The organism is Mesorhizobium sp. WSM4845, assembly GCF_055811455.1.
Genome location: NZ_JBVVQA010000001.1, coordinates 112,281 through 137,448 on the forward strand (window position 1 = coordinate 112,281; position 25,168 = coordinate 137,448).

The following is a 25,168-nucleotide window of genomic DNA, read 5'->3' on the forward strand; positions in this document are numbered from 1 at the left end:
CCTCCCTCGGGAAACGCCTTCAGGCGCCCGTTCTCATTTCCATCGGTGGTAGATCAGCCTGCGTTGGTCTCGCTCCCAAGCACCAACGCAGGGTCGTCAGCGCCTCCTAGAGCCGGATGATTTCAGGAGTCGACCTGAAATCTGAATCCGGCTCTAAATCAAAGAGATAGAGCATGATGTCGTCCGAAAACCGCTTCACACTTTTCGGCATCATGCTCTAGGAGGCGGGCATGTAAAGGTTGCTGAACCGGTCGCGCAGAAGGTTCTTCTGCACCTTTCCCATGGTGTTGCGCGGAAGGTCCTCGGCGAAGATCACCCGTTTCGGCTGCTTGTAGCGCGCGAGGCGGTCGCGCAGCGCGTTCAGCACGGCCTTTTCGTCCATTGTGGCACCGGGCTTGAGCACCACGATGGCCGTCACCCCCTCGCCGAAATCCGGATGTGCAATGCCGACGACCGCACTCTCGGCGACGCCGTCGAGTTGATCGATCTCACCCTCGACTTCCTTCGGGTAGATGTTGTAGCCGCCGGAGATCACCAGGTCCTTGTCGCGGCCGACGATGTGGAGATAGCCCGCCTCATCGATCTTGCCGAGGTCGCCGCTGATGAAATAGCCGTCCTTGGTGAACTCCGCCGCGGTCTTTTCAGGCATCCGCCAATAACCCCGGAAAACGTTCGGGCCCTTGATCTCGATCATGCCGGTTTTGCCTGGTCCGAGCGTCTCGCCGGTGGCCGGATCGGTGACCCTCACCGACACGCCCGGGAGTGGGAAACCTACTGTCCCTGCCCTTCGCTCGCCGTCATAGGGGTTTGAGGTGTTCATGTTGGTTTCGGTCATGCCGTAGCGTTCGAGAATGGCGTGACCGGTGCGCTGCTCGAATGCGGCGTGCGTTTCAGCGAGCAACGGCGCCGAGCCGGAGATGAACAGCCTGATGTTGGCGACCGTCTCCCGGTTCAGGCCCTCATGCTGCAGCAACCGGACATAGAAGGTCGGCACGCCCATCATCAGCGTCGCCCGCGGCATCAGAGAAAGGATTTCCTCCGGATCGAACTTTGGCAGCAGAAACATCGAGGCGCCGGCGATGAGTGTTACATTGGTCGCCACGAAGAGCCCATGCGTGTGAAAAATCGGCAGCGCGTGGATCAGCCGGTCGGCTGCCGTCGCCTGCCACCATTCGCGCAGTGCTATTGCATTGGACAAAAGGTTGTCGTGCGTCAGCATTGCGCCCTTGGAACGGCCGGTGGTTCCAGATGTGTACAGGATCGCGGCGAGATCGTCAGGCGCGCGCGCCGCGTCGAGAAAATCGTCAGACTCGTCCCGGGCCAACTCCATGAGCGACCCGGCGCCGTCCGCATCGAGCGTTTCGACAATCGCGCCGTAGCCGTGCGCGATCGTCTCGACATCAGTTCGCGACTTCGAGGAGACGATGACGAGCCGCGGTTCGGCGTCACCGATAAAATAGTCGAGTTCAGCCAGCGTATAGGCGGTATTCAGCGGCAGATAGATCGCCCCGCAGCGCACGCATGCGAGATAGAGCATCAGAGCCTGCGGGCTCTTGTCCACCTGGACCGCGACGCGGTCGCCCGGGCGAACGCCGAGCACATCAATTGCGCTGGCGATCTGTCCGGAGAGCCGCAGCGCATCTGCATAGGTCCAACGCTGACCATCAATAGTCTCGATGAAAATCGACTCGCCTGACTTAGCGGATGCTCGCATGGCGTCGAACAGATGATTGCTCATTGAACTCCTCCCAATCTGCTTATTAGGTTTTCTGCATTTCGGTGCGGCGTCGATGAACCGGGGCCGCGATATCGGTGTCGGTCGAAGCGGTTGCCGCCAGTTTTCTTACCTCCGGCGAAGCGGCTATTTCGCCATGCTGCGCCAAGGCTTCGTGGTTCGCCTCGATGTCGTCCAACTTGTAAAAGTAGTTGACCATCAAGCCGTGGGACTGCCGCATCGCCTTGGCGGAGCGATCGGCGAGGAAGTTCAGCCGTTCAAGGCGAGCGCCGTTGCCCAAATGAAAACGCGCCACAGGATCGACCGGCCGTCTGCCGGTGGCTCGTTCCCTAATGAAATAGCGTGCGGCGAGCGGGAGAAGCACCGCTTCAACGGCCTGTGCCTTCTGCGGATTGTCCGCCCAGCCCGGATCGTCCAGCAGCTCGAGCGTCTTGAGGGTCCGATCATCGAGGCTGGCATCGGCCGCCTTGCGCAGTCTTGCCAGCCAGCCAGCGAAACCCGGAACCGGCGACAGCGTCACGAAGGTCTTCAAGCCGGGCAGGTCGCGGCGCAAATCCTCCACCACCTGCTTGATCAGAAAATTCCCGAAAGAGATGCCACGCAGTCCGTCCTGGCAGTTGGAGATAGAATAGAAGACAGCGGTGGTGGCGTCCTGGGCCGTGATCGGCGAACGGTTTACATCGAGCACATCAGCGATGGCAGAGGGAATCGCCCTGGTCAGCGCAACCTCGACGAAGATCAGCGGATCGTCTGCGAGACGCGGGTGGAAGAACGCAAAGCATCTGCGGTCGGCTGGAGCTAGCCTCCGCCGCAGCTCCTCCCAGCCGGCGATTTCATGCACCGCCTCGTATTTGATGATCTTCTCCAGGATGTCAGCTGGCGTGGACCAGTCGATCGGACGCAGGGTCAGAAAACCGCGGTTGAACCATGAGCCGAACAGGTGGGCGAAGTCGGCATCGACAGCGCGAAACGGTTCCGTCGCATCCTTCATGGCTAATAGGCGTTCGCGCATCTCCACCAGCCTTGCCGTGCCTTTGGGGGCCAGGTTCAGTCTGCGCACCAGTTCCTGGCGACGCGGCTCGGCGGCCTGGTGCAGTTCGATGACGGCGTCCGAGCTCCTGTCGCTGCGGTAGCGCTCGATGGCTTTGTCAAGCTTGGCGATGTCTGGGCCGAACTGTTCGTGCAGCATACGCGCGAAGTCTTGCTGACCGGCCGCGTCCAGTTGGGCCCAGCGCTGAAGGACCTCGGCGGCCAATGCCATGCCCGAGGCCTCGCCCCGGCTGGACAGCAGCATGTCGCAGAGTGTTTCGATATTCGTCTCGGCTTGGACCGGTTCGCTGCGCGCCCCTGCCGCAACCAGCCTGCGGCCGCGATCGGTAATGCTTTGCACCATATCGCTAAAGAACGAGATGCCTGCCATGTCGGAGTCCCTCCTGGCAAAAAAATCGAAATCGGCGCAAGCAGACCCGCCGCGCGGCCTCGACGCGTGCCGGGTGCTCGGATGCGTCCACCCATTTGTGTGCGACTTGCCTTTTGTGGTATTGTTCTTAAACGTTATTGTACGCAAAGTCAATGTTCTTGCATACAAGATTTATCATGCTGCATTGGAAGGCCCAGAAAATGTCGGAGAATGTCGTTCAGCGCCTACGTGACGAGATTGAAAACGGCATAATCTCGAACGACTTCGCCCCCGGTGCACGACTGGACGAGGTGCAATTGGCAACACGCTTCGGCGTGTCGAGGACGCCGGTGCGCGAGGCGCTGATGCAGTTGAACGCAATCGGGCTGGTGGAGATCCGGCCGCGCCGGGGTGCCGTGGTGATCGATCCGGGACCGCACCGCATTTTCGAAATGTTCGAGGTGATGGCGGAACTTGAAGGCTTGGCCGGTTCGCTGGCCGCGCGACGGTTCACCGATGCCGATCGCACAACCATCCTGGCCGCGCATGCAGATTGCGAGCGTTCGTCTTCGGCCGGCGACAGCGACGCCTATTATTACGATAACGAACGCTTTCACAAAGCTATCTACACTGCCAGCCACAGCGGTTTTCTGGCCGAGCAGTGCGTCGCACTGCACCGCCGTCTGCAGCCCTACAGGCGTCTCCAACTGCGCGTGCGCAACCGCGTTGCCACGTCGTTCGCCGAGCATGGCGCGATCGTGGAAGCAATCCTCGCCGGCGACGCGGAGCAGGCGCGCACGCTCCTGCGGCAGCATGTCAGCATCCAGGGCGAACGCTTCAGCGATCTTGTAGCGACGCTGGCGAGCAGATAGTCCGTCGCAAGTCGAGCCTCTCGCCTTTCACCGTCGCCTCAATGAAGTCAAGCCGCATGCCGAGGCCGGCATGGCAGCGGGCGTGCATCTGAGCAAGCGGGCGTTCCGGTTATCGGAAATCCCGTGTAGCAGCCGCCTGCTACCAGCAAAGCAAATTTTGGCGCTATCTTGATATGAATGGCGAACTTCGCCGAGGCGGTGTAGGGTTCACCGCAAAAGAAGAATTGAGCCGTAGAAACGGCGACGCGGAGCGAATCTGGGAGGATTCATGGTCGAGATTATCTCCAAGCGGGATGGCCCGCGGCGCGAGGACGCACACGTCAAAAGACTGATCGAGCAGAACCGCTCGACCATCGTCCGCCTTGCCGACCAGATCAGCGGTGGCGGCTATTCAGCTTCCAGGAAGCCACGACAGCAACCAAAGGCGGAAGGCCTGATCATCCATGTCGGTGGCGGCGCGGCACCGGTTGCCGAGGCCAAGCCGTCCATCCAAGTCACCATGAACGGCCGCGTCATTTCGAAGGATCGGAACACCGGCCGTCAACTTCATCACATCGGCGATATCCGCGACCGCGGCGGCGACCAGGTCTTCGTGCTGGCTACAAAGCAGAATGGCTTCTTCTCTCCGGTCGACGAAATCGTTGCCGAGGCGCTTGCCGACATGGACGGATCCCGCCTCGCTGCCACCTATACCGAAGAACAGCTTGCCTTCGACATCGGCGCGAAACTCGGCATCAACTGATCAGGCTAACGCCTGGGCGTGCTTCTTCACGTCCAACTCGCGGCAGCCTACGAACGCGACAGCATACAGAAATGGCATGCCTCAAAGGTTTTGTGATGACTGAATGAAACAAAGGTTCTGTGATGACTGAATGAAACGCGAGATAGCCCCCAATCAGATGAAGATCGATGCCCTTCCGGCGCGTAGGTCGCTGACCACCGGCCAAATGGCTCTGAGCAACATCGACTATGACGAGCATGCCACCATGCGCGCCTGGGAAAGTTTCCTGGCTGACGAGCCCAAATGCGCCGGCGATGCTGTCCACCCAAGCCACGTCCGCTCCCTCATTCACGATTCCTGGTATCGCAGTGCCACCGGCGGCATCAACGCTCAAGGCATTGAAGCGCCGCTGAGCAGTGATCGCGACGAAATCGAATATCTTACCCGGGCCAATGCAGAACTGCTTTCGGCGGCGCGGCGGTCGTTCGCATCGCTTGGCCAGTTACTGGACGGGACCGGCGCGATGCTGGTTCTGGCCGACAGCGACGGCGTGCTGATCGACGCCATCGGCGACAAGAAGACGCTGCATGACGGCATGGATATCCACTTGGCCATCGGCGGCAAATGGAACGAGGATGCCGTCGGGACGAACGGCATCGGTACGGCGCTGTGGACCGGCGAGCCGACTTTCGTGCATGCGGCCGAGCATTTCTGTGCCGGCATCAAATCCTGGACCTGCGCCGGCGCGCCGATTCGCGACCCGCTGGACGGCAAGATCATCGGTGTGGTCGACCTGTCAGGCTATTCGCCGATCTTCAGGCCGCACAACACCGCGCTCGTCGCCGCGACAGCCCGGCAGATCGAAAAGGCATTGGCCGAACAGCAGCAGGAACAGCGCACGCGCCTGCTCGAAGCTTTCATTTCATCGGCTCCCGGCTACCGCCGAAAGGACGGGCTGGTAATCGTCGACCACCGCGGTCGTGCCATCTTCTGCAACAATGTGCCTGATGGCGAGGCCACTGAGATGATGGACGGCCCGATGGAGCCAGGCCGTGGCCGCTGGCTGATGAACCTTCCGTCCTCCGGCTCCGAAGCCGACCTTGCCAGGGCGCTGCCGGCCCATCTGCGATCCTGCCATATCACCCCGCTCAAGCTCGATGGCGACCTCCGCGGCGCGGCGCTGGTGTTCCCCTCCGTGCCGGCAGTCTCCAGTGCGGCGGTGGTCCACCGGGAAGTGAACAAGCATCTTCAGGATGCTGTCGCCATGATCGTCGGCGAAAGCGAAGCGCTGCATGCCGCCATCGACGTCGCCCGCCGCGTCGCCCGGTCGAGCAGCGTAACATCGCTGTTGGTCGAGGGTGAAACAGGGGTCGGGAAAGAGCTGTTTGCGCGGCTTGTCCATGCCGGCGGCCGGCGCACGGCGAACGATCCGTTCATCGCCATGAATTGCGGGGCGATCACCAGGGACCTGTTCGGCAGCGAGTTGTTCGGCCATGTCGCCGGCGCCTTTACCGGCGCCTCGCGTGAAGGCAAACCGGGGGTTTTCGAGCTCGCCCATGGCGGCGTCCTCAGTCTCGACGAGATCGGCGAATTGCCGCTCGAGATCCAGCCGTTTCTGCTGCGTGTCCTGGAAGAGCGCGTGGTCAACCGCATTGGCGACAGCCGGGGCCGCCCGGTGGACGTGCGCCTGGTCGCCTCGACCAATCGCGATCTCAAGCAGGAAATTGCCACAGGCCGATTCCGCCGCGATCTCTACTATCGAATTGGCGCGGTTTCGATCACTGTTCCACCGCTGCGCGAGCGTGGCGAGGATGTGCTGCTGCTGGTCGAACATTTCAACCGGCAGATCGCCACCGCAGCGGGCGAGGACCCGCTGGAATTTTCCCAAGAAGCGCTCGATGCCCTGCTCGCCTATCAATGGCCGGGCAATGTACGCGAACTGAGGAACCTCATCGGGCGGTTGCATGTCCTGGCGCGGGGCCGAGATATCGGGCTCCACGATCTCCCCGGTGAAATCGCGGCGCCCAGCGCCACGTCCGATGATGGCAAGACCCTGTCGGCCGAGTCGCCTGGAGGCACACTCGTCGAGGCGGAACGCCAGGCGATGAAGAACGCATTGGCGGCCGAGGGCGGCAATCTCAGTCGGGTCGCGCGGCGGCTCGGTATTTCCCGGCCGACACTCTATCGCAAACTCGACCAATACGGCATCCGCCGCGGTTTCCTCTAGGATCAGAACCCGTCACCGGCACAAAAGCGCCGAGCGGCATTCGCGCCACTGGCTGGGGAAAGTCATGCCAATGGTCAGCGAAATTGCCACAGCCGCGCCGATCTTGGTGATGCCGCCCGGACCCTTTCTCTCCCTCTAGATGTGACCGGACACCGCACCCGACCGCGCGAAATCCGGCCCATATATTTCAGGGCACGATGACGCCGCGGCCGGTGAACCGGCGGTTCTTGAAATCGTCGAGCGCAGTGTTGATGCTGGCAAGGTTGTATTCGGTGTAGTGCATCTTCACCTTGCCGTCGGCGTTGAGCTCCATCAGTTCGACAAGCTCGGTGAAATTGCCGACCAGGCTGCCGCCGATGTTGATCTCCTCGATGACGAGATGGGCGGTCGGCACATTGATATTGCCGCCATAGCCGACGACGAACAGTTGCCCGCCCTTGCGCACCATCTTCCAGCAGATGTTTTCGACGCCGAGCTCGCCGACGAAATCGATGACCACATGGGCGCCTCCGCCGGTGATCTGGCTGACCTCCTCGATGACGTTCGGCCCGCCATCGAGGACGAAGTCGGCGCCGAGATCCTTGGCCAGCACCTGTGCTGCCGGCTCGCGATCGACGGCGATGATGCGGCAGCCCGAGATCGCGTGCAGCGATTGCAGCGCGATGTGGCCGAGCCCGCCTATGCCGAGCAGCACACAATAGCTCCCTGGTCGCAGCAGTTTGGCGGCGCGCTTGGCGGCGCGATAAGCGGTGATGCCGGCGTCGGCAAGCGGCGCCACCTCGATCGGCGTGACGTTGGCGTTCAGCTTGATCAACGAACGCTCGCTGGTGATGAAATACTCCGCGAAACCGCCGTTCATGCCGAGGCCCGGAAATTGGCCGTTATCGCAGTACATATCCTCGCCGTGGCGGCAGTTGAGGCAGATGCCGCACGAGCGGAAGGGGTGGCAGATCACGGCGTCACCGCGCTTGACCGACCTGACGCCGCTGCCGACCTCCTCGACCCAGCCTGCATTTTCATGGCCCATGATGTAAGGCAGCAGCGTCCCCTCTGGATCCATGGTCGGCTTCCACACACCCTCGATGATGTGGAGGTCGGTTCGGCAGAGGCCGGCAGCACCTACCCGCACTATGACCTCGTCGGGAGCGGTAATGGTCGGCGCCTTGACCTCCTCGACCCTGAGCTGGACGTTCATATGCGGGTCGTATTCGTAAAGTCTGGCAGCTTTCATCGTCGTATCCTTTCAACGTCGAGATTGTTCGGATTGCTTCAGGCGCGGCCGAGCTTTTCAGAGCCGCCACCGCGAGCCGGTCCGGCCGTCGGGTCCTCGTCCTCGGCGAGATGGCCGATCAGCGTTTCGGTGGTCAGGATCAGCGTCGCCACCGAAGCTGCGTTGGCGAGTGCTGTGTAGGTGACGCGGACCGGATCAATGATCCCTGCCTCGAACATGTTCTGGTAGCTGCCGGCAGACGCGTTGTAGCCGTAGCCGCCGTTGATGCGCGTGACTTCCGCCACGACCGCTTCGGGATCGGCGCCGGCATTGACGGCTATGCGCCAGAGCGGCCGCGACAGCACCGATCGCACCAGGCGCACGCCTTCGGCGACATCGCCGTCGACGTCTGCCGCCACCTTGTCGAGCAGCGGCGCGATCTGGGCAAGCGCCGAGCCACCTCCGGCGACCACGCCCTCTTCGGATGCGGCGCGCACCGCATTCAGCGAATCCTCGATGAGCTGAATGGTTCGCTTTTGCTCGACCGGCGTGACACCGCCGGCATAGAGAATCGCGGTGCCGCCAGAAAGCTTGGCCAGGCGTTCGCGCAACTTGTCCTGATCGATATTCGGCGGCGAAGCTTCATACTGCCGCTGCACCTGAGCGCGACGCGACGCGATTGCCGCGTGGTCGCCGCCGCCGCGGATGATCGAGGTGTAGGACGAACTGGTCTTCACCCGGTCAGCCGTTCCGAGATCGTCGGCGGTGATGTCCTCCAGCCGACCGCCGAGGTCGCGCGCGATCACCTTGCCGCCGGTGATGATCGCCAGATCCTCCATCATCGCCTTGCGCCAATGGCCATATTCCGGCGGATGGACAACGAGGTATTTTCCAGGTCCTTGCTTGCCGAGCAGCGTTACCACGACTTCCGGCGACATTTCCTCGGACACGATCAGCAGCGGCCGACCATCCTCGGCGGCAATGCGGCGAGCCGCATCCAGCGCCTCGGGCTGCTTGATCTTGAGATCGGTCATCAGGATGTACGGCCGTTCGAGAACAGCCTCCATCTTCTCCTGGTCAGTCACCATGTGATGAGAGAGATAGCCGCGGTCGAAGGACATGCCCTCGACCACATCGAGCGTGGTCTCGGTGGTGACGCTGAAGTCCGTGGTGATGACGCCTTCGGCCCCCACCCGCTGGTGGGCTTCCGCCACCAGTGCGCCAAGCTTGGTATTGGTCGCCGCAATGTTGGCGACCGAGGCGAGAATGCCGTTGCCCTTAGCCGGTTTGGCCGAAGCCTTGAGCGCCGCCACCACCGCTGTCACGGCAAGGTCGATACCCTTGCACAGATCGACGGATTTCACGCCGCGTTCATTCGCTTCCACACCGCCCTGGATGAGAGCGTTGGCGAGCACGATGGCAGTCGTGGTACCGTCGCCGGCGACCTCGTTGGTTTGCATCGACACTTCGCGAACGACCTGCGCGCCCATGTTTTCGAAACGGTCGTGCAATTCGATCTCGGAGGCGATGCTGACGCCGTCACGGGTCACCATCGGCGTGCCGATCGGCCGATCGATCATCGCGTTCATGCCTTTGGGGCCGAGCGTCGGCTCGACGGCAGCGGCCAGCCGAAAGACGCCACGGGCGAGAGCACGACGGGCGTCGGAGTTGTGAAGCATTATTTTGGGCATGATTCCTCCTTCCGCCTTACGGGCGGGTTGTTGGTTAGGGGCCTCGTGCAAGGGAGGCCGTTGTTTTCGGCTCTACTTCAGGCGGTCGGCGCGGCTCGTGCCGGCACGCGATCCATGATGAAATCGACCAGTGTCGGTTCGCCGTCGACCACATGAAGTTCCTTGTATCTGGTCTGCTTGAGCCCACGGCAAAGCGCGCCGTTGAACTCCATATTGACGCGCACACCGCGCAGTTCAGCGAGATGGGCGCCGAGTGCGGCAGTCTGTATGCGTTGCCCTTCCCAGGTCACGAAGACAGGATCATCCGCCCGGCGGCCAGGAAAACGCTCGATCAGAGCCGCCCGGTATCTCGGCTTCTGTTTGGCCGCTTCGCCCGCCTCGAGCCGCGCGACGTCGTATGCCGGCAGGTCCATGCCGAGGATTTCCCGATCCGTCAGACCATGCTGCCGAAGGCCCCGCAAAACCGCCTCCTGGCGCCGCTTGAATGCCTTCATCCTGAAGGTTTCGCGCAAGGCGCCGAGATCCTGATCCTCGGCAAGTTCAGCGAAAATATCGCCGAATGTCTTGCCGGCTGCCATGCCGCGATTGACCTCTTCCGCGAACATGTGGTCGTGCAGCTTGACGCGATAGGCCGGCGACCATGAGAGTTGGTCGAGCGCCTTGCGGACGCCGTCCAGCATCAGGAACGCGAAGTTGGGCGAGCACCAGTAGGTCGGCAGGCGGAAATCTATCTCCACGCTGCCATCGCCCGTCATCACGGCTCGCTCGACGAAGCCCATCTCGGTAATCGGTTCGTCGAGTTCGGGGTCATTGACCTCACCAAGGCACCGCCAGAGCTCCTTCTCGCGGTTGCCGGAAACGCTGGCGGCGGTTGCCATGGCCCCTACTCCGCCGCGATGCTGAAGGGCGAACTGGCGAGCGCCTTCTTCTTGGCTGCGATGTCGATGTTGTAGAGACGCGCGGCATTAAGACCGAGGATCTTCTCCTTGATCTCGTCGGTCAGTTGCACGCCGCGTTCTGCGGCGATGTCGTCGGGGATCTGGTAGGCCCAGAATTTCTCGACCAGCCAGCGTGGCGTCCAGATCGCGTAGTCGGAACCGAACAGGATTTTCTCCGGCCCGATCCAGAACAGCAGTTCGGCGATGACCTCGCCGAAATAGCGCGGGCGGGAATGGATGAAGGGCAGCGCTACCGCAAGCCCGCCATAGACGTTGGTTTCCTGGGTCGCGATCCAGCAGAAATCGTCAAGACGCGGCAGGCCGCAATGCTCGATGATCCAGTTGAGGCCCTGGAAATCCGTCGCCGCATGATCGACGTCATGCACGTCGAACGCATCCTTCGAGAGCGGCAGGATCGTCGGGCCCTTGTGGACGTGAATGTTCCTGATGCCAAGCTTGTCGCAGAGTTCGAAGCATTTGTAGGCATCGGGATCGGTGAGCTTCCAGCCCTTGGAGGCGCCGTTCCATTCGGCCGTGTACATCTTCACGCCCTTGACGTCGTAGGTCTCCTTGAGGAAATGGATGTACTCAAGCGCCTTCTCACCGTCCCGCGGATCGAAGGCGCCGTTGACGATGAAACGCTCCGGATAACGCTTGGCCACCTCGGCGTTGCGCTCGATCGTGTTGAAGCCGTTCTTGTAGAAGTCCTTGAGATAGGTCGACTGGACGATCGCCATGTCATCTGGACCGTCGATGAACAGGTCGCGATAGAGATCGTCGGCACTGTATTTCTCGAACTTGCTCTTCTCCCACAGCTGGTCCTTGGGGCTCATCCCCGTGTGATAGGCGTAGAAGCAATCGATAAACTGCTTGCCGTGAATATTCTTCTGGTTTTCCGGGCTGCCGTCCCAGAAATGGGTGTGGCCGTCGACCACGAAAATATCCTTGCCTTCCGGTGTCCTAAACATTCTTTCCTCCGCAAGATGCGTGTTGATCGGTTCGGCGTGCCGCAACCAGCCGGCACGCCTGATTTTTTGCTGGCTATTCGATGTATTCGAACATCTCGTCCATGTTGCCGAACAGGATCACGGTGTTGTCGTCGATGCGCACCATCCGCCCGTAGTGGGTCGAGCTGTTGACCTCGAACGTTTCCGCCGTCATCTCGCGGCCGAGATATTCGCTGATCTCGTCCATTTTGAAGATCAGTTTGCCGGTGCCGTCGATCCGGATCATCGCCGGTTGGTAGGTTACGGTCACGTTCGGCTTCAGGCCCATGAATTCAGCGATGGCCCTGGCTTCCACCGAGTCGTTCATGGTGACGCCGCACTGATGCGAAATCGTCTGTTCGAAGGTGATGTCCTTCATCGCCCTGAAGATGTTGGATTGCGATGCGTCGCGTGCTGCAGTTGACATGACGGTTTCTCCCTGTGTCAGCGCTTGAGGCCAAGTTCGCGGAGTATCTGACCAATCCGTTCCTCGGATTTGGCACGGACATCCGCAAATGCGACCGGCTTGGAATGCGGCATCGACCAGATCGGCTGCAGGCCGGTGGCTGCCTTGTCGGCGAGCGCGCCGTGTTTCTCGACCCAGCCCTGGAAGAGCTTCTTGTTCGCCGCGCCGTGCTTCTCGTCGTTGGCGAGCATGTGCATGAGGTCGATCGTGTTGGCGAGGTTGCGTTCGTAGTCGGCCTCGGCGGCCGAGATCACCGCAGGCGTTATGAAGTCGTGGTTGGCGGCGGCGATCTGCATCAGGAAGCCTGAGCGGAATGCTTCCCCGACCAGCGGCTCGAAGACGATGTTGATGGCGAAATACTGTTCGAGATAGTCGGTCGCGCCCATGATGGTTTCGACCGCCTCGCGGGTACCTTGCCAGTTGTTGTCCTCGAGCCAGGCCTTCTTGCCAAGTTCGTCGTCCCAGCCGGGAAGGTCCATGCCGATCTCGGCAAGGTAGAGCGTGATGTCCTGGGCAAGCCGCAGCTTGTAGGACGAGTTGGTCAGCGTCGCGTTGTTGATCATCTGGGTGTAGCCGTAACGCTGCGCCTGCATCAGCGAGGTGCCGAGCCCGAATTCGGAGTGCTTCCAGGCGCCGAGCTGCGTCTGCAGAATCTTGACCCAGGCCTTGTCGAAGGTCTTGGGCGCCCCCGACTTGCGGGCGTTGTTGATGACGCTCTGCACCATCGTCTCGATTTTCGACTGGCGCTGGTAGTGCGTGCGTTCCCATTCCTGATCGGGGGCGCGAAAGGCATGCCAGTTGGAGCTCTGCGCAGCAGTGTTCTGCTTGACATAAGCGCCCTTGCCGTCGGCAAAGGAGATGATCCAGTCCTGGATCAGGTAACGCTCCGGGTCAGGCTGCACGTCGACCGTCATGTCTTCGTAGTGCGTGGCGCGCTGGCCCTTCGGGTCGAAATACCGGTACTTCCGGCTGTCGGAATCGGCAAAGATCGCCGCGCCGGCGGCTCCGGATCCGACTGAACTCGAGATAGCTGGCATAGTCTTCACTCCCTTGTTGCAGTTGTGGTTGCAGTTGCGTGGCCGTCCCCTCAGTGGGTCGGCGTAGCACCTGTCGATGTGGTGAACTTGTCGAAGAAGATCCGCTCCGTCTCGAACCCGTTCATGAATAAAACCGGCTGAAGCGCATCAATCATCGGTGGCGGGCCACAGGCATGGACATCGCCCTGCCCGTCGACCGCAAGTTGCTTGAGCTTGGCATCGACACTCTGGTGTACGAAACCGCGTTCGCCTTCCCATTCGGCGTCATCAGTCGCGTGCGACAGCACGGGAATGAAAGTGACATCCGAATGCTGGCCGACCAGCTCGGCGATCCTGTCGAGATAGAACAGGTCGTTGCGGGTCCTGGCACCGTAGAAGAAATAGACCGGACGTTTCTCGCCGCTCTTCAGATGGTCGTTGAGGATCGACCAGATCGGCGACATGCCCGAGCCGGCGCCGACCAGGACTAGGGGTCCTTGCCGTTCTTCCCGACGGAAACAGGTTCCGTAGGGTCCGACGACGGTGACTTCGGCTCCAACCTTGATTCCTCCGGAATCGAGTTCTCCAGAGAACTTTCCCTCAGGGTATTTTTTGATGATGAAGCAGAGTTTTTCGGTTTGGTCCGGCGTATTTGCCATGGAGAACGAGCGCGTAATCGTCTCCCCTTTTTCCGTGGTAACCGTGATGTCGACATATTGCCCCGCCCAGAACTTTATCGGCGAGCCGAGTTCGATCTCGATGCCGCGAATGTCGTGGGTCAGGTGCTCGATCAGAGCAATCCGGCCGTTGAACGTCTTCACGGCGATCGCTTTCGCCAAAATCTCCTCGTCGTAGTTGAGAAGCTCGACTTCCAGATCGGAGTAGGCGATGCAGCGGCACAAAAGGACGTGGCCGCTCTCCTTCTCCATGTCGTTCAGCGCGAAAGTCGAGTATTTCAGCATGTCGACTTCGCCTTCGAGCAACACGCTCTTGCAGGCCGAGCATTGCCCTTCCTTGCAGCCGTGCGGCAGGGTGATGCCCTGGCGGAAAGCGGCGTTGAGTACCGTTTCGCCATTTTCGACATCAAATTCGACGCCGACCGGGCTGAGCCTGACCGTGTGGGTTTCCGACATACGGACCTCCAGTGAAAGGAAGGGGCGGGACGAACCCGCCCCCCTTTGGCCTGATCAGTTGCAGGGGGTGATCGTGAAGCCGGCCCGGTATTCCGCCAGGTGCTTCTCACGGTCCGCGGGTGACATGGCACGCAGCGCGTTGAGCGGCGACCCGAGCTTGTTGCCTCGCACGTCGTCCAGCGTCCACATCTCCTTGTCGGCGAAACGCATATGCGGCTGCGGGACCAGCGTCTTGCCGTCGGAGCGGACGAAGTTCAGGTCCTTGATGGCATCGGCCAGATCCCAGCCGTCATAGAGCGTCTCCCATTCGCGCTTGCCGCTGAAGCGGCCCATCGCGGGTGTCGGACGGCCCTGATATTCGTCGGCGAACGCCACGGTGGCAGTCCACTTGTCGAGTTCGTGGGCGAAGGTGTGCAACTGGCCGTCGATCTCGCCGACCACCATATCCTCGCGGATCAGGCAGGGAACAAGGCAGGACCAACAGCGATGTGGATAGACGTAGCCGACGTCGCTGTTGAACAGCAGTACCTTCTCGCCCTTGTGGCTGAGCTTGGCGTACCATTTCCAGAAGTCGCCGAATTCGGCGTACCAGCCCGGATATTTGTGCTCGAACCACTCGAAGTCCTTGTCGGTCTGGGCTTCGATGCGCCAGAAGTTGACCGGCCAGCCGACCGCGAAGAACTGTCCGACCTTGTGGACATAGTTCTTCTTGGTGATGCGTTCCCAGGCCGCCTGGACGTCGTCGTGATGGACCTTGATGCCGTATTTCTCGAGCGGCAGCATGTAGGTGCGGTAGTAATCCTCATAGATCCAGCGGTGCCACATTTCCGCGTAAGACTCCTTGTTCTTGTCGCGGTTGGTGGTGCCGTATTCGATGAAGGTGCCGATGGCCGCATCGACGATCGCGTGGTTCTGCCAGAAGGCATAGCGCAGGTCGCGCTCGAGCAGCAGATGATTTTCCGGCTCCTTGAGAGCCGCCATCAGCAGTGAGTGGCCATTACCGATATGCCGGCTCTCGTCCGACTGCACCGACAGGAAGACGGTCGGCAGCGCATAGTCGCCGTTGCGGGCGGCTTCCGAAGGCATGGCGACAAAGAGCGTGTTGGTGAAGGCGGTTTCGGCCACCACGGTCAGGTACATGCAGGCGGCAGTCATGGTGTCGCCGGTGATGAAACCTTCCGCGAACTGCCGGCCGATAGTCGTGGCGTAGCATTTGCCGAAGGCTTCCTCGGTGATGTCGAAGCCAGCCGGATCGATGTAGTTCTCCATGTACCATTTCTTCAGGTTCATCTGGATCGTCGAGTGCCGGAACTCGTCGATCATCTGCATCGTGAAGCCGGTCCTGAGTTCCTCGCCAGGGGCGATACGGGCGACCATCGCCATCGAGCGGGCAGCCGAAATTTCCGGGAAGGGAATGATCGCCAGAAAGAGTTTCATCCACTCGACCCAGCGCGGTTCCACATTGCGGAACATGTCGCCGCGCAGCGCCGCATCCAGCGCGCCGTAGACCCGGTTGTCCTTCTCTTCCTGCATCGGGAAGTAGGACCGCAGGACCTGCTTCATCGGGTCGCGCGGCGTCTTGTTGATCTTGTAGTCCGTCGGAAACGTCATCGCTTCCTGGACGTAGGAAGGATTCCAGCCGAGATCGGCAATCTTCTTGGTTGCCTCGCCGACGGAGATTCCGCGTTGCGAGGTAATCTTGTTGAGCGTCAGAGACGTCATGGTCATAAGCCTCCACCAGGTTTGAGCCGCAGGTCCCTTGACCCCCGGCATGGAGCGGCGCACAGCACCGCTAGTGAGAGTGCGAACGGCACGACAAAGGGTTGCGCAGTCAGGCGCGACTCATGGTCCGGCCATTCAAGTGGATCGTGGCAAAGGTTCTCGAGGCGTCTGGCAGGGACCGCGGAGCCAACCGCATATGCGATGGGCGTATCGAAGCGAGGTGACCTGCTTCCTCCGTTCCTTCGTTCTTTTGGCACCGCGTCAAAAGCGCGATGGGCTTCTTGTGGAAATGTATAAAGCAAGCGCCGTGCCAACTTGAAAATGGCGCCCGTGCCTGACGCTAAAAACAAATCGCCGCCCTTTCGGCACATGAAGAGGACGGCAACTGTAACGTTCTTTTACAGTTGTAACGTACGCATGTAATATTTAATATCTATTCGCAATTGCGATATATCAAGTTAGCATTCGCAGCAAATTTGAAAAACACACATCATCTATTTTATTCTTCTCCTTTCTCTACTATTTGAGGGCGATGGCTCACGGACGGGCCTCGCACTGGAGAAAAACCGTGGCGAACGACAAAGACAGCCGGAGGCAGCCCGAGCCAATGTCCAGCCACGCTGATGGCGTCACCGGCGATCTTGTCAGGCTGATGCCCAGTGACCTGGTCTTTGTCATGCGCTTTATGGGCGAGAGCCAACATCGCCTCCAGAGCCACTTCCAGGACTTCATCCGGGCCGAGCTTGCCGCCGGCGGCGTCACCACGGAAACGCATCCGATGATCCATCTGTTCATCGAGAACCATGCGATCCTGTTGCGCGACTTCGTGTTTTCCGGCGTTTCGCTGTCGCGGCAGTTCCGCGTCGAGGAGATCGAGCGCCTTACCGGCGATACGACATCGATGATCCGCGTCGACATCTGGGATCAGTTCAAGAGCCACATCGAAACGGCCGAAAAACAGTTCCAGTCGCAGGCCGGCACATTGCCCAAATTGCTATCGGCTTTCGAAAAACCACCCGGACCGACGGCTGGGGCCGAAAAATGATGGAGGATCCGATGGGGCAAACTACCAGGCGTGACATGTTGCTCGCCCGCCGGCTCGATCTTGTCGCCAAAGTCTCCGCGCTGACTGCCGAGGCGCTGCGGCTCGATCAGAAACGCGCCGGTATCGAGATGGAGGTGCTGCGCCTGGAACTCGAATCGGCAGGAGCGGCGCCAGCGCGCAACTGGTGCAGGATTTGCATGAGGCGGAGGAGAGAGCCGCGGCGGTCATGCAGGAAGGCGCGAGGTGCGAGCAACGCATCGCCGCCGCGGAAGCCGACGTCGAGGACGTCGACCGCAGCCTCGCGCGGACGGTGGGTAACTGACGAAGGGAATGGTCATGAACCAGCACGCGATACAGAACCTGACCTTGTTCGACCTGCTGGCGCGAAGCTGGCGTCGCCCGTCGGCGATCGCCAACCTGCGCTTCAGCGCCGATGGCTCGGCTGTCGCATGCACCAGCGTGGACGGAACGGTCGCCATAGCCGCGGTCGCGGACCAGGAGCCGCCGGAATCGCGGATCAGGGTGAGCGGCGATCTCGGCCAGACGACGATCCGCCCGCGGGAGAAGCCACCGGCACCATTGATCGCCACCGCTGCGTTGGGGGATGGAGGCGTCCCGCTCGCCAGCTATTTTTCCTTCGGCTTCCTCGTTGGAACGGCGGCTGGCGAAGCGGTGCATCTGGCCGCGGACGGCAATGTGATGGAGACGCTGGTCAAGATCGACGGGCCAGTCGTCGCCGTCGACCACAACCCCCGGACGACCATCACAGCCGTGAGCAACGGCCAGGATGTCTTCCTGGCACGCGGCCAAGGCGATGCAGTACGACTGCGATACGATGCGACACCGTCCACGGGTGCGCTTGCCTTTTCGCCAGGCGGAAGGCGCCTAGCCTGCGGCCGGGATGATGGACTATCGATCTGGGCGGTCGACGGCGACGCTACCCCGATACGCGACGTTTCTTTTTCGGCGCGCCCGGTGTCGATCCGCTGGAGTGGCGACGGCACATGGCTGGCCTGTGGGCTCGAAACAGGCGGCTTTGCCCTGGTCAGCATGACCGATGATCGCTACGGCATCGTCGCGGGTTTTCCATCGCCGGTCAGGACACTGTGCTGGAGCCGGCCGGAGCATGCGCTGTTTGCGTCGGGCGCCTTCCGGATCGCCGGCTGGTCGATGACCGCTCCGCCACTTGACGGCGACACCTCGGGCGCGCTGGAGACTGGCCGAGCCGGGCTGGTTCCGGTCGAGACAGTGGCTGCGCACCCGGAGAAAAAACTGATTGCGGCCGGCTATGCCAACGGCCGGATCACCATCGCCCAGATCGGCGCGCGAGACGAACTCCTCGTCAGGCCGCTGGGCAGCGCGGTGACCGCGCTTGCCTGGTCCGGCGACGGACGCCACCTGGCAGTGGGCGGAGTCGACGGCGCCGCCGCGATCGTCACCTTTCCCGCACAGATGTTCAAATAGCAAAGGCAGGCCGCATGCAAAAGGAGCACAAAATGCAAACCGAACCCACCCCCGAGGACGAGAGCAAGGACGAATTCTTCGAACGGCTCGCCAAGCTGTCGGAAGAAATGGTGGCCAAACACGGCAAGGATTTCAGTATGGGCGCATTGGTGCTTGCCGCCCGCTGGATTGCCGAAAACCGCGTCGGCCAGTTGAAGACCAACTAAACTCACGACCAATCAATGCGCTCGAAAAGCCAAAGCTCCGAAGGAGCTTTCAGGCGGATTCGCCGTACAGGTTTGCGCAGAGCTGGCTGTGCATGCCATTCCTTCAGATTGCGACTGGCAGTGTCCATCACGGAGCACATTGGGAGCCGGCTTGCTGGTCGGGTGCGGCGGAGCCCCCGTTACGCGCCCTCACCCAGCGGCGGACCGCCAAGAGGGCGGCGCTATCGGCCCAACGGCTGCCTTGATAGGGAAATCAGTTCTGTCTCGTCGGTCACGCCGGCCATGTAGTTGGCAATAATCCGAGACGCGAGCGCCTCACGCTGACCAGTCGATTGACCTTCAAGCTTGAGCTGCTCGAACGCCCGAGCCAGCAGAGCCAACTCGGACGAATCGAAAATACCAGCTTCCTCGGCTTTTCGACGGATCGCCATGGCATCCCTCAAAGACAATCGATTGTCTTGGCAACGTTTGCAGCGATATTGTGTTCCGGGAGGTGGTTCAAGACGAGCCTGGGCGGCGTGCGCTTGCTGGCCCTCTGCCGACAGCAGCTGACGCCAGTGGCCGCTTGCCGGCCTTAGTTATGAGCGCACCACCAGAGGCACCAGACCCTCATGGCGGTGGTCGAGATAACACACAACACGGTCGCCAATGCGCTCGAAGATGAGATCGACTTTCGCCTCGCCAATGGCCAGGTGGCGGATAACGATGTTGTCGATGCCGATAGGCAGCCGCGGGCGTTCCACAGTGATCTCGCGTTTCCAGCCGTCAACCCGAATGCCCAGGCAAGCCTGCAGCATCATGAAAGCGGAGCCAGCCGACCAGGCTTGCGGCAGGCAGGCGACCGGGTAGGCCACCGGTGAATCGCTGGCCGCACGTGTAAAGCCGCAGAACAGCTCCGGCAGCCGCATGTTGAAACGGACCGCTGCCTCGAACATACCGCTCATCAGCTTCACGACGCTGTCTCGTTCGTGATAGCGGGCGAGCCCGGAGGCGCAGAGCGCGGTGTCGTGTGGCCAGATCGAGCCATTATGATATGACATCGGGTTGAATGGGATCTCATCGTCGGCCAGTGTGCGAACGCCCCAGCCACTATGAAGATGAGCAGAGAGCAACTGGCTGGCAAGTGCCTGCGCCCGTTCCGCCGACGGCAGCCCGACATAAAGCAGGTGACCGGCATTGGACGTGCGGACCGCGCATTGCTTGCCTTCTCCGTCGATCGCCAAAGCATAGAAATCGCGGTCCGGCATCCAGAAATGCGTCTCGACCGCCTTACGGATCCTCTCTGCCAGGACGCTCCAGTGCGCCGCCTTGGCGTCGTCGCCGCGCCTGGCGGCCAGCGCCGCCATCCCTAGATATGCAGCGAAGGCATAACCTTGCACCTCGACCAATGCGATCGGCCCTCTGGGGATGGTGCCGTCGGCATGGAAGACGGCATCGGAACTGTCCTTCCAGCCTTGGTTGAACAGACCCGTGTCGGCCGCCCTGTTGTAGGTCACAAAACCTTCGCCGTTGCGGGCTCCGACTTCTTCCATCCAGGCAGTGGCAGCGCCCAGCGAGTCCCACATATGGTCGACGAACGCCTCGTCCCCGGTGCGTTCGGCGTAGGATGAAGCCAGATAGACATAGAGTGGCGTGGTGTCGACGCCGCCATAGTAGCGGCCGAACGGCAACTCGCGCAGCACCGCCATTTCGCCCTTGCGGGTTTCATGCATGATCTTGCCAGGTTCGGCATCGTCGAACACAGAGGTCTCGGTCGACTGATAGTGGGCCAGGAAGGCCAGCACCCCACGAGCAAGGTCCGGATTGAGCCAGAGCATCTGCAAGGCGGAAATCACGCCATCGCGGCCGAAAGCCGTCGAAAACCAGGGGATGCCGGCGTAGGGGTATGGCCCGGTCTCCAGATCGGTCGTCAGCAGCGCGATGTCGGCGCGCGTGCGTGTCAGCCAGTCGTTGAACACGCGGCCGGAGCTGAACACGGTGGCGCCCTGCCGGCGCTTTGAGCGCATGGCAAAGCGGGCTCGCGCAGCGGCGGCGCGAAAGCGGTCGCTGGAGGGGGTCTCTTCGCTGTGGCCGACCTCCAGGTACAATGCTCTGGCGCCGCGCCTTGCCACGCGAATGACGAAATCGGCGTGGTTGGGGTGGACCTCGTCGGGTCGGATCGAAAAGGCGATGACCGACTGACGCGCCACATTATCGAGGCCTTCATATCGGAACGTCACGCTCGCCTCGCCGACCAGCGCGTCATGGGCGCGGCCGCGGCGGCTGCGCGTGGTGCCGCGCACCTCGAACATGTCACGGAAATCGGCGTCGAAGTCGAGCCGGACGGGCAGAACCACCTCGCGCGCGGAGTAGTTGGTGAAGGTGATGCGCTCGAACATGCGATCCTGCCAGATGAACCGCGTCCGATCAATGTGGACGACGCCCGGCAAGGTTTCGCTGCCATTCGGCCCAATAGTGGCCAGGTTGGTGAGATTGGCGGTGAACAGGATATTGTCCTGCGACAGCGAGGCGCCGAGCAGCGACGGCATCCGGCCGCCGATGAACAGGCGGAAGCGCGACAAAACACGCGTGTCGTCACGGAAAAGCCCGTCGCCGGTGCCGCGTATGTCGCCGTAGCTGTCTGCGACGACGAAGCAATCCTCGTGTTTCAGCGCAAATTGCCGATGCGGCTCGCGCGGCGCCGTTTCGTCGATTGCCGGCAGCGCCACGGCTGGATCAATCTTGCGATCTTCGAGTTGAGTGGTCATGGTCAACCCCTCCCGTCCAGAAGCGACCAAGGCGGCTCAGGCGCTGATTCGAGCAGCCGAGCCGTCGCCTTGCTCGGTCAGGTAGACATAGTCATCATTGCGGCATTTTTAGCGCGCTCGTTTTGAGAGCCAAGTGCTTTCGTTATGTCCTCCGAGAGCGAGCCATAGATCGCCACGTAGTCGCGGCACATGCGCTCGACCGTGAATCGCTCTTCAAAAGTCCGTCGCACCTGTGCACGATCGAGGCCGTTTATCCGCCGCACTGCATCCACAGCTCCGTCTGCTGTGTCGACGATCAACCCGGACACACCATCGTCGATGACCTCCGGAACGGCACCGCGCCTGAACGCTATCACAGGCGTGCCACAGGCCATCGCCTCGATGGTTACGAATCCGAAGGGTTCCGGCCAGTCGATAGGGAACAAAAGCGCTGCCGCATTGCCCAAAAAGTCTGCTTTTCGCCGTTCGTCGATCTCGCCGATGAATTCCACGTTCGAATTTCGAAGCACCTGGGGTTCGACCGTCTCCTTCCAATAGGATTGGTCTACCTTGTCGATCTTGGCGGCGATCTTCAGCGGCATTCCGCTACGCGCAGCGATCTCAATTGCCGTTTCCGGCCCCTTTTCCGGAGAGATGCGGCCGAGGAATGCGAGATAGCCCGAGGCTTTCGGGCGAAACGGCAGAAGATCGCGAGGCAGACCGTGATACACCGTTCCGGCCCAACGGACAGGCGGCATGGGCCAGCGTTGATCGTAAGAAATCGAAACCAGCGGAATGTCATCAAACATCGAATAAAGCTGAGCCAGGTCGGGGAGGTCGAGCCGTCCATGGAGCGTCGTAACGGTTCGCTCGGCAAAGTCCCGGACTACCGGGAAGTGGAAAATATCGATGTGAAAATGCAGCACGTCGAATTCATCGGCCCGCCTGCGCACCTGTTCAAGCATCATCACGTGGTGGGGAATGTCGTGCCGAACCCTGGGATTCAGGCGCAATGCAATATCGCAACACGGGACCAATTCGGCAGAGGTGCGTGAATCACCGCTGGCGAACAAGGTCACGTCATGCCCCTGTCGAACAAGCTCCTCAGTCAGATATGAAACTATCCGCTCGGTCCCGCCATAGGTCCGCGGCGGCACGGCTTCGGTAAGGGGGGCGATCTGGGCAATTTTCATCTGCAACACTTCTCGAAAGCGAAGGTCATCCTTCAAAAAGCTCCGACGGCAATCCCCTTCCTCGCGTTCATTGCAGTGCGGTCCTCCCGGGCCAACTCTCGAAGGGTCGATATGTTCCCGGCGGGAACAATCGCCGCGTCAGGCGAGTTCAACTAGGGACCAAAGGAGAACCAGAATGGCTACGAAGCTTCAGGACACAAAAGCCGTCAAGGGATCGAGCAGCGAGCACGGCGGCAACCGCGCTGGCAATCAGGACAAGAAGGACAAGCCGCAAAAGAGCAGCCAGGCTGCCGGCAAGGATCCAAGGCGTGGCAAGGACTAACCGACGCCCTGCCCCGGAGGCGGACAATAATGGCTGCGACCATCGAGAGGAGTGACACATGGCAAAGACAAACTTGTCTGCGAAAACCAACCAGCCTGTATCGGGAAAGAGGGCAAGCGGCGGCAGCGACAAGGCCAAGCTACCGGCCAAGGGCGGCGCCCAAGCCAGGAACGCCCAGGAATGGGGCGGCGGATCGAAAGCGTCGAAAGGCAAGATCACCCGGGCAGACCGGGAAAACCCCAACTCAAGCCAGCGCAGCTAAGCTTTTCGCATTCATCTAATCAGTCGGCCCAATCAGTCGGGGCGGAATTTCGAACTGCTCGGCCGGATGGGTTCGGATTGGGGTTGGGTTCGGATCCCGGCACGTCTCGCCGGTCGTTGGCGCCGCTTCGACATTGCAATTCGAAAATGATCGAAGGCTCCGTGCCACGGCGCCGGTAATTGCGGCCTTGACGCGATGTGCATTAGGTCGTTTGTTGCGGGCGGAAGTGCCACGGGAGGAAACCATGGAAGTCACCCCGGGGGCGGATGGCCTCGCAGCGCGGTTCCACGTTTTCACGCCGATGACCGGCGAGGGCTGCCGCGCATGAATTCCGGAGCGATCCTCGAAGCAGCGGGATTGACTAAGGAATTTGGGGGCTTTGTCGCTGTCAACAATGTCAACCTGACGGTGGAGCGAGGATCGGTCCACGCGCTGATCGGCCCCAACGGCGCAGGCAAGACGACCCTCTTCAACCTGCTGACCAAATTCCTCCAGCCAACGCGCGGCGCGATCCGCTACCAAGGCCGCGACATCACCAGGATGCAGCCGGCCGACATCGCGCGGCTGGGCCTTGTGCGCTCCTTTCAGATATCGGCGGTGTTTCCGCACATGACGGCACTCGAGAATGTCCGCATCGCGCTGCAGCGCCGGCGCGGCGACAGTTTCGATTTCTGGCGCTCCGAAAAAGTGCTCTCCAAGTTCGATGGCGAGGGTGCGGCGCTTCTCGCCGATGTCGGCCTGACCGCGTTTTCAGACATCCGCGCCAGCGATCTGTCCTACGGCCGCAAGCGCGCGCTTGAAATCGCGACGACGCTGGCGCTGGACCCTGAAATGCTGCTTCTCGACGAGCCCATGGCCGGCATGGCGCAAGAAGACATCGAGCGCATCTCGGCGCTGATCCGGCGCATCTCCAAGAACCGCACCATTTTGATGGTTGAGCACAATCTGTCGGTCGTCGCCTCGCTGTCGAACCGCATCACTGTGCTCGCTCGCGGCAAAGTCCTCGCCGAAGGCGACTATGCTGCGGTTTCCAAGGATCCGCGCGTTATCGAAGCCTATATCGGGGCCGGACATGCCTGAAGTTGAACTTGCAAACAGGCCGGCTGCTGGCCCCTCGACGAGACCCCTGCTTCGCGTCGATGGCCTGCAGGGCTGGTACGGCGAGAGCCATGTGCTTCACGGCGTCAGTTTCGAGGTTGGCGAAGGTGAAGTGGTGACGCTGCTCGGCCGCAATGGCGCCGGCAAGACGACGACGCTGAAGGCGATCATGGGAATTCTTTCCAGGCGCTCGGGCTCGGTCACGTATGAAGGTCGGGAAACGATCAAGCTGCCGTCGCGGTTGATCGCACAGATGGGCATCGCCTACTGCCCCGAGGAACGGGCGATCTTTTCCAGCCTCTCTGTCGAGGAGAATTTGATGCTGCCGCCGCAGGTGCGCCCCGGTGGGCTCACCGTCGAGCAGATTTTCGAGCTCTTCCCGAACCTGAAGGAACGGCTTTCGAGCCAAGGCACCAAGCTATCGGGCGGCGAACAGCAGATGCTCGCCATCGGCCGGATCTTGCGGACGGGCGCCAAGCTCTTGCTGCTCGACGAGCCGACCGAAGGGCTTGCGCCGGTCATCGTGCAGCAGATCGGCCGCACCATTGCCCGGCTCAAGGACGAGGGATTCACGATCGTGCTCGTCGAACAGAATTTTCATTTCGCCGCGTTGGTCGCGGACCGTCACTACGTGGTGGAACAGGGGCGCGTGATCGACACCATCCCCAACCACGAGCTCGACGCCAACATCGACAAGCTGCACGCCTATCTCGGCGTCTAGACATCATCAACGGCG

General features: G+C 61.2%; 23 protein-coding genes. 10 read left to right on the forward strand and 13 right to left on the reverse strand.

Annotated elements, in window-relative coordinates; genetic code table 11:
- Nucleotides 1–217 precede the first annotated feature (217 nt).
- Nucleotides 218–1,738 (reverse strand): malonate--CoA ligase, encoded by a 1,521-nt coding sequence (locus AC0L2C_RS00525; protein WP_473522453.1) that lies wholly within the window; start codon nucleotides 1,736–1,738, stop codon nucleotides 218–220.
- A 22-nt stretch (nucleotides 1,739–1,760) separates the two neighbouring features.
- Entirely contained in the window at nucleotides 1,761–3,155 is a 1,395-nt protein-coding gene (locus tag AC0L2C_RS00530) for a malonyl-CoA decarboxylase (protein WP_287172014.1), read from the reverse strand.
- A 200-nt stretch (nucleotides 3,156–3,355) separates the two neighbouring features.
- Here AC0L2C_RS00530 and AC0L2C_RS00535 point away from each other — a divergent pair, with 200 nt between their 5' ends.
- The 3 genes from AC0L2C_RS00535 to AC0L2C_RS00545 all read left to right on the forward strand — a co-directional run bounded on the left by AC0L2C_RS00535 (nucleotide 3,356) and on the right by AC0L2C_RS00545 (nucleotide 6,954).
- Entirely contained in the window at nucleotides 3,356–4,006 is a 651-nt protein-coding gene (locus AC0L2C_RS00535; protein ID WP_128167928.1) for a GntR family transcriptional regulator, read from the forward strand.
- 268 nt (nucleotides 4,007–4,274) lie between these two features.
- Nucleotides 4,275–4,748: a hypothetical protein gene (locus AC0L2C_RS00540; protein ID WP_128167859.1), complete on the forward strand. Its 474-nt coding sequence runs from the start codon at nucleotides 4,275–4,277 to the stop codon at nucleotides 4,746–4,748.
- Nucleotides 4,749–4,878: 130 nt separating this feature from the next.
- Entirely contained in the window at nucleotides 4,879–6,954 is a 2,076-nt protein-coding gene (locus AC0L2C_RS00545) for a sigma-54-dependent Fis family transcriptional regulator (protein ID WP_473522454.1), read from the forward strand.
- Between the two features lie 187 nt (nucleotides 6,955–7,141).
- Here the strand turns inward: AC0L2C_RS00545 and AC0L2C_RS00550 are convergent, their stop codons facing one another.
- The 8 genes from AC0L2C_RS00550 to AC0L2C_RS00585 form a co-directional block, all read right to left on the reverse strand.
- Complete coding sequence (locus tag AC0L2C_RS00550; RefSeq protein ID WP_027156423.1) at nucleotides 7,142–8,185, reverse strand: NAD(P)-dependent alcohol dehydrogenase; 1,044 nt, start codon at nucleotides 8,183–8,185, stop codon at nucleotides 7,142–7,144.
- Between the two features lie 38 nt (nucleotides 8,186–8,223).
- Entirely contained in the window at nucleotides 8,224–9,855 is a 1,632-nt protein-coding gene (gene groEL, locus AC0L2C_RS00555) for a molecular chaperone GroEL (protein ID WP_128167861.1), read from the reverse strand.
- A 77-nt stretch (nucleotides 9,856–9,932) separates the two neighbouring features.
- Nucleotides 9,933–10,733 carry an iron-sulfur cluster assembly protein gene (locus tag AC0L2C_RS00560; protein WP_128167862.1) on the reverse strand — a complete coding sequence of 267 codons (801 nt, stop codon included), beginning with the start codon at nucleotides 10,731–10,733 and terminating at the stop codon, nucleotides 9,933–9,935.
- 5 nt (nucleotides 10,734–10,738) lie between these two features.
- A complete protein-coding gene (locus AC0L2C_RS00565) occupies nucleotides 10,739–11,761 on the reverse strand; it encodes an amidohydrolase family protein (protein WP_128167863.1) in 1,023 nt (340 codons plus the stop codon).
- A 73-nt stretch (nucleotides 11,762–11,834) separates the two neighbouring features.
- Entirely contained in the window at nucleotides 11,835–12,206 is a 372-nt protein-coding gene (locus AC0L2C_RS00570) for an MmoB/DmpM family protein (RefSeq protein ID WP_023799649.1), read from the reverse strand.
- Between the two features lie 17 nt (nucleotides 12,207–12,223).
- Nucleotides 12,224–13,282, reverse strand: coding sequence for an aromatic/alkene monooxygenase hydroxylase subunit beta (locus tag AC0L2C_RS00575; protein ID WP_023799650.1), 1,059 nt, complete (start codon nucleotides 13,280–13,282; stop codon nucleotides 12,224–12,226).
- Between the two features lie 50 nt (nucleotides 13,283–13,332).
- Nucleotides 13,333–14,394 carry a 2Fe-2S iron-sulfur cluster-binding protein gene (locus AC0L2C_RS00580; protein ID WP_473522455.1) on the reverse strand — a complete coding sequence of 354 codons (1,062 nt, stop codon included), beginning with the start codon at nucleotides 14,392–14,394 and terminating at the stop codon, nucleotides 13,333–13,335.
- A 54-nt stretch (nucleotides 14,395–14,448) separates the two neighbouring features.
- Nucleotides 14,449–16,122: an aromatic/alkene/methane monooxygenase hydroxylase/oxygenase subunit alpha gene (locus AC0L2C_RS00585; protein ID WP_023799652.1), complete on the reverse strand. Its 1,674-nt coding sequence runs from the start codon at nucleotides 16,120–16,122 to the stop codon at nucleotides 14,449–14,451.
- A 562-nt stretch (nucleotides 16,123–16,684) separates the two neighbouring features.
- Between AC0L2C_RS00585 and AC0L2C_RS00590 the strand changes: the two genes are divergently transcribed.
- The 3 genes from AC0L2C_RS00590 to AC0L2C_RS00600 all read left to right on the forward strand — a co-directional run bounded on the left by AC0L2C_RS00590 (nucleotide 16,685) and on the right by AC0L2C_RS00600 (nucleotide 18,831).
- Nucleotides 16,685–17,161, forward strand: a complete 477-nt coding sequence (locus AC0L2C_RS00590; protein WP_128167865.1) for a hypothetical protein — start codon at nucleotides 16,685–16,687, stop codon at nucleotides 17,159–17,161.
- A 336-nt stretch (nucleotides 17,162–17,497) separates the two neighbouring features.
- Nucleotides 17,498–18,625, forward strand: coding sequence for a WD40 repeat domain-containing protein (locus AC0L2C_RS00595; RefSeq protein ID WP_287227283.1), 1,128 nt, complete (start codon nucleotides 17,498–17,500; stop codon nucleotides 18,623–18,625).
- Nucleotides 18,626–18,657: 32 nt separating this feature from the next.
- The gene (locus AC0L2C_RS00600; RefSeq protein ID WP_167366274.1) at nucleotides 18,658–18,831 is read left to right on the forward strand and encodes a hypothetical protein; all 174 of its coding nucleotides are present in this window, start codon (nucleotides 18,658–18,660) and stop codon (nucleotides 18,829–18,831) included.
- Nucleotides 18,832–19,052: 221 nt separating this feature from the next.
- Here the strand turns inward: AC0L2C_RS00600 and AC0L2C_RS00605 are convergent, their stop codons facing one another.
- From AC0L2C_RS00605 to AC0L2C_RS00615, 3 genes are all read right to left on the reverse strand, one after another.
- Entirely contained in the window at nucleotides 19,053–19,262 is a 210-nt protein-coding gene (locus AC0L2C_RS00605; protein ID WP_473522456.1) for a hypothetical protein, read from the reverse strand.
- A gap of 147 nt (nucleotides 19,263–19,409) precedes the next feature.
- Complete coding sequence (locus tag AC0L2C_RS00610) at nucleotides 19,410–21,578, reverse strand: amylo-alpha-1,6-glucosidase (protein ID WP_128167869.1); 2,169 nt, start codon at nucleotides 21,576–21,578, stop codon at nucleotides 19,410–19,412.
- Between the two features lie 77 nt (nucleotides 21,579–21,655).
- Nucleotides 21,656–22,750, reverse strand: a complete 1,095-nt coding sequence (locus AC0L2C_RS00615; RefSeq protein ID WP_473522457.1) for a glycosyltransferase family 4 protein — start codon at nucleotides 22,748–22,750, stop codon at nucleotides 21,656–21,658.
- A gap of 175 nt (nucleotides 22,751–22,925) precedes the next feature.
- On the opposite strand from AC0L2C_RS00615, the gene AC0L2C_RS00620 reads away from it, so the two are divergent.
- From AC0L2C_RS00620 to AC0L2C_RS00635, 4 genes are all read left to right on the forward strand, one after another.
- Nucleotides 22,926–23,072, forward strand: a complete 147-nt coding sequence (locus AC0L2C_RS00620; RefSeq protein ID WP_023799660.1) for a hypothetical protein — start codon at nucleotides 22,926–22,928, stop codon at nucleotides 23,070–23,072.
- Nucleotides 23,073–23,130: 58 nt separating this feature from the next.
- Complete coding sequence (locus AC0L2C_RS00625; RefSeq protein WP_287227289.1) at nucleotides 23,131–23,334, forward strand: hypothetical protein; 204 nt, start codon at nucleotides 23,131–23,133, stop codon at nucleotides 23,332–23,334.
- 324 nt (nucleotides 23,335–23,658) lie between these two features.
- Nucleotides 23,659–24,414 carry an ABC transporter ATP-binding protein gene (locus tag AC0L2C_RS00630; protein WP_128167870.1) on the forward strand — a complete coding sequence of 252 codons (756 nt, stop codon included), beginning with the start codon at nucleotides 23,659–23,661 and terminating at the stop codon, nucleotides 24,412–24,414.
- A complete protein-coding gene (locus AC0L2C_RS00635) occupies nucleotides 24,407–25,153 on the forward strand; it encodes an ABC transporter ATP-binding protein (protein WP_128167871.1) in 747 nt (248 codons plus the stop codon). The genes AC0L2C_RS00630 and AC0L2C_RS00635 overlap by 8 nt, the downstream gene beginning before the upstream one ends.
- The last annotated feature ends 15 nt before the right edge of the window (nucleotides 25,154–25,168 follow it).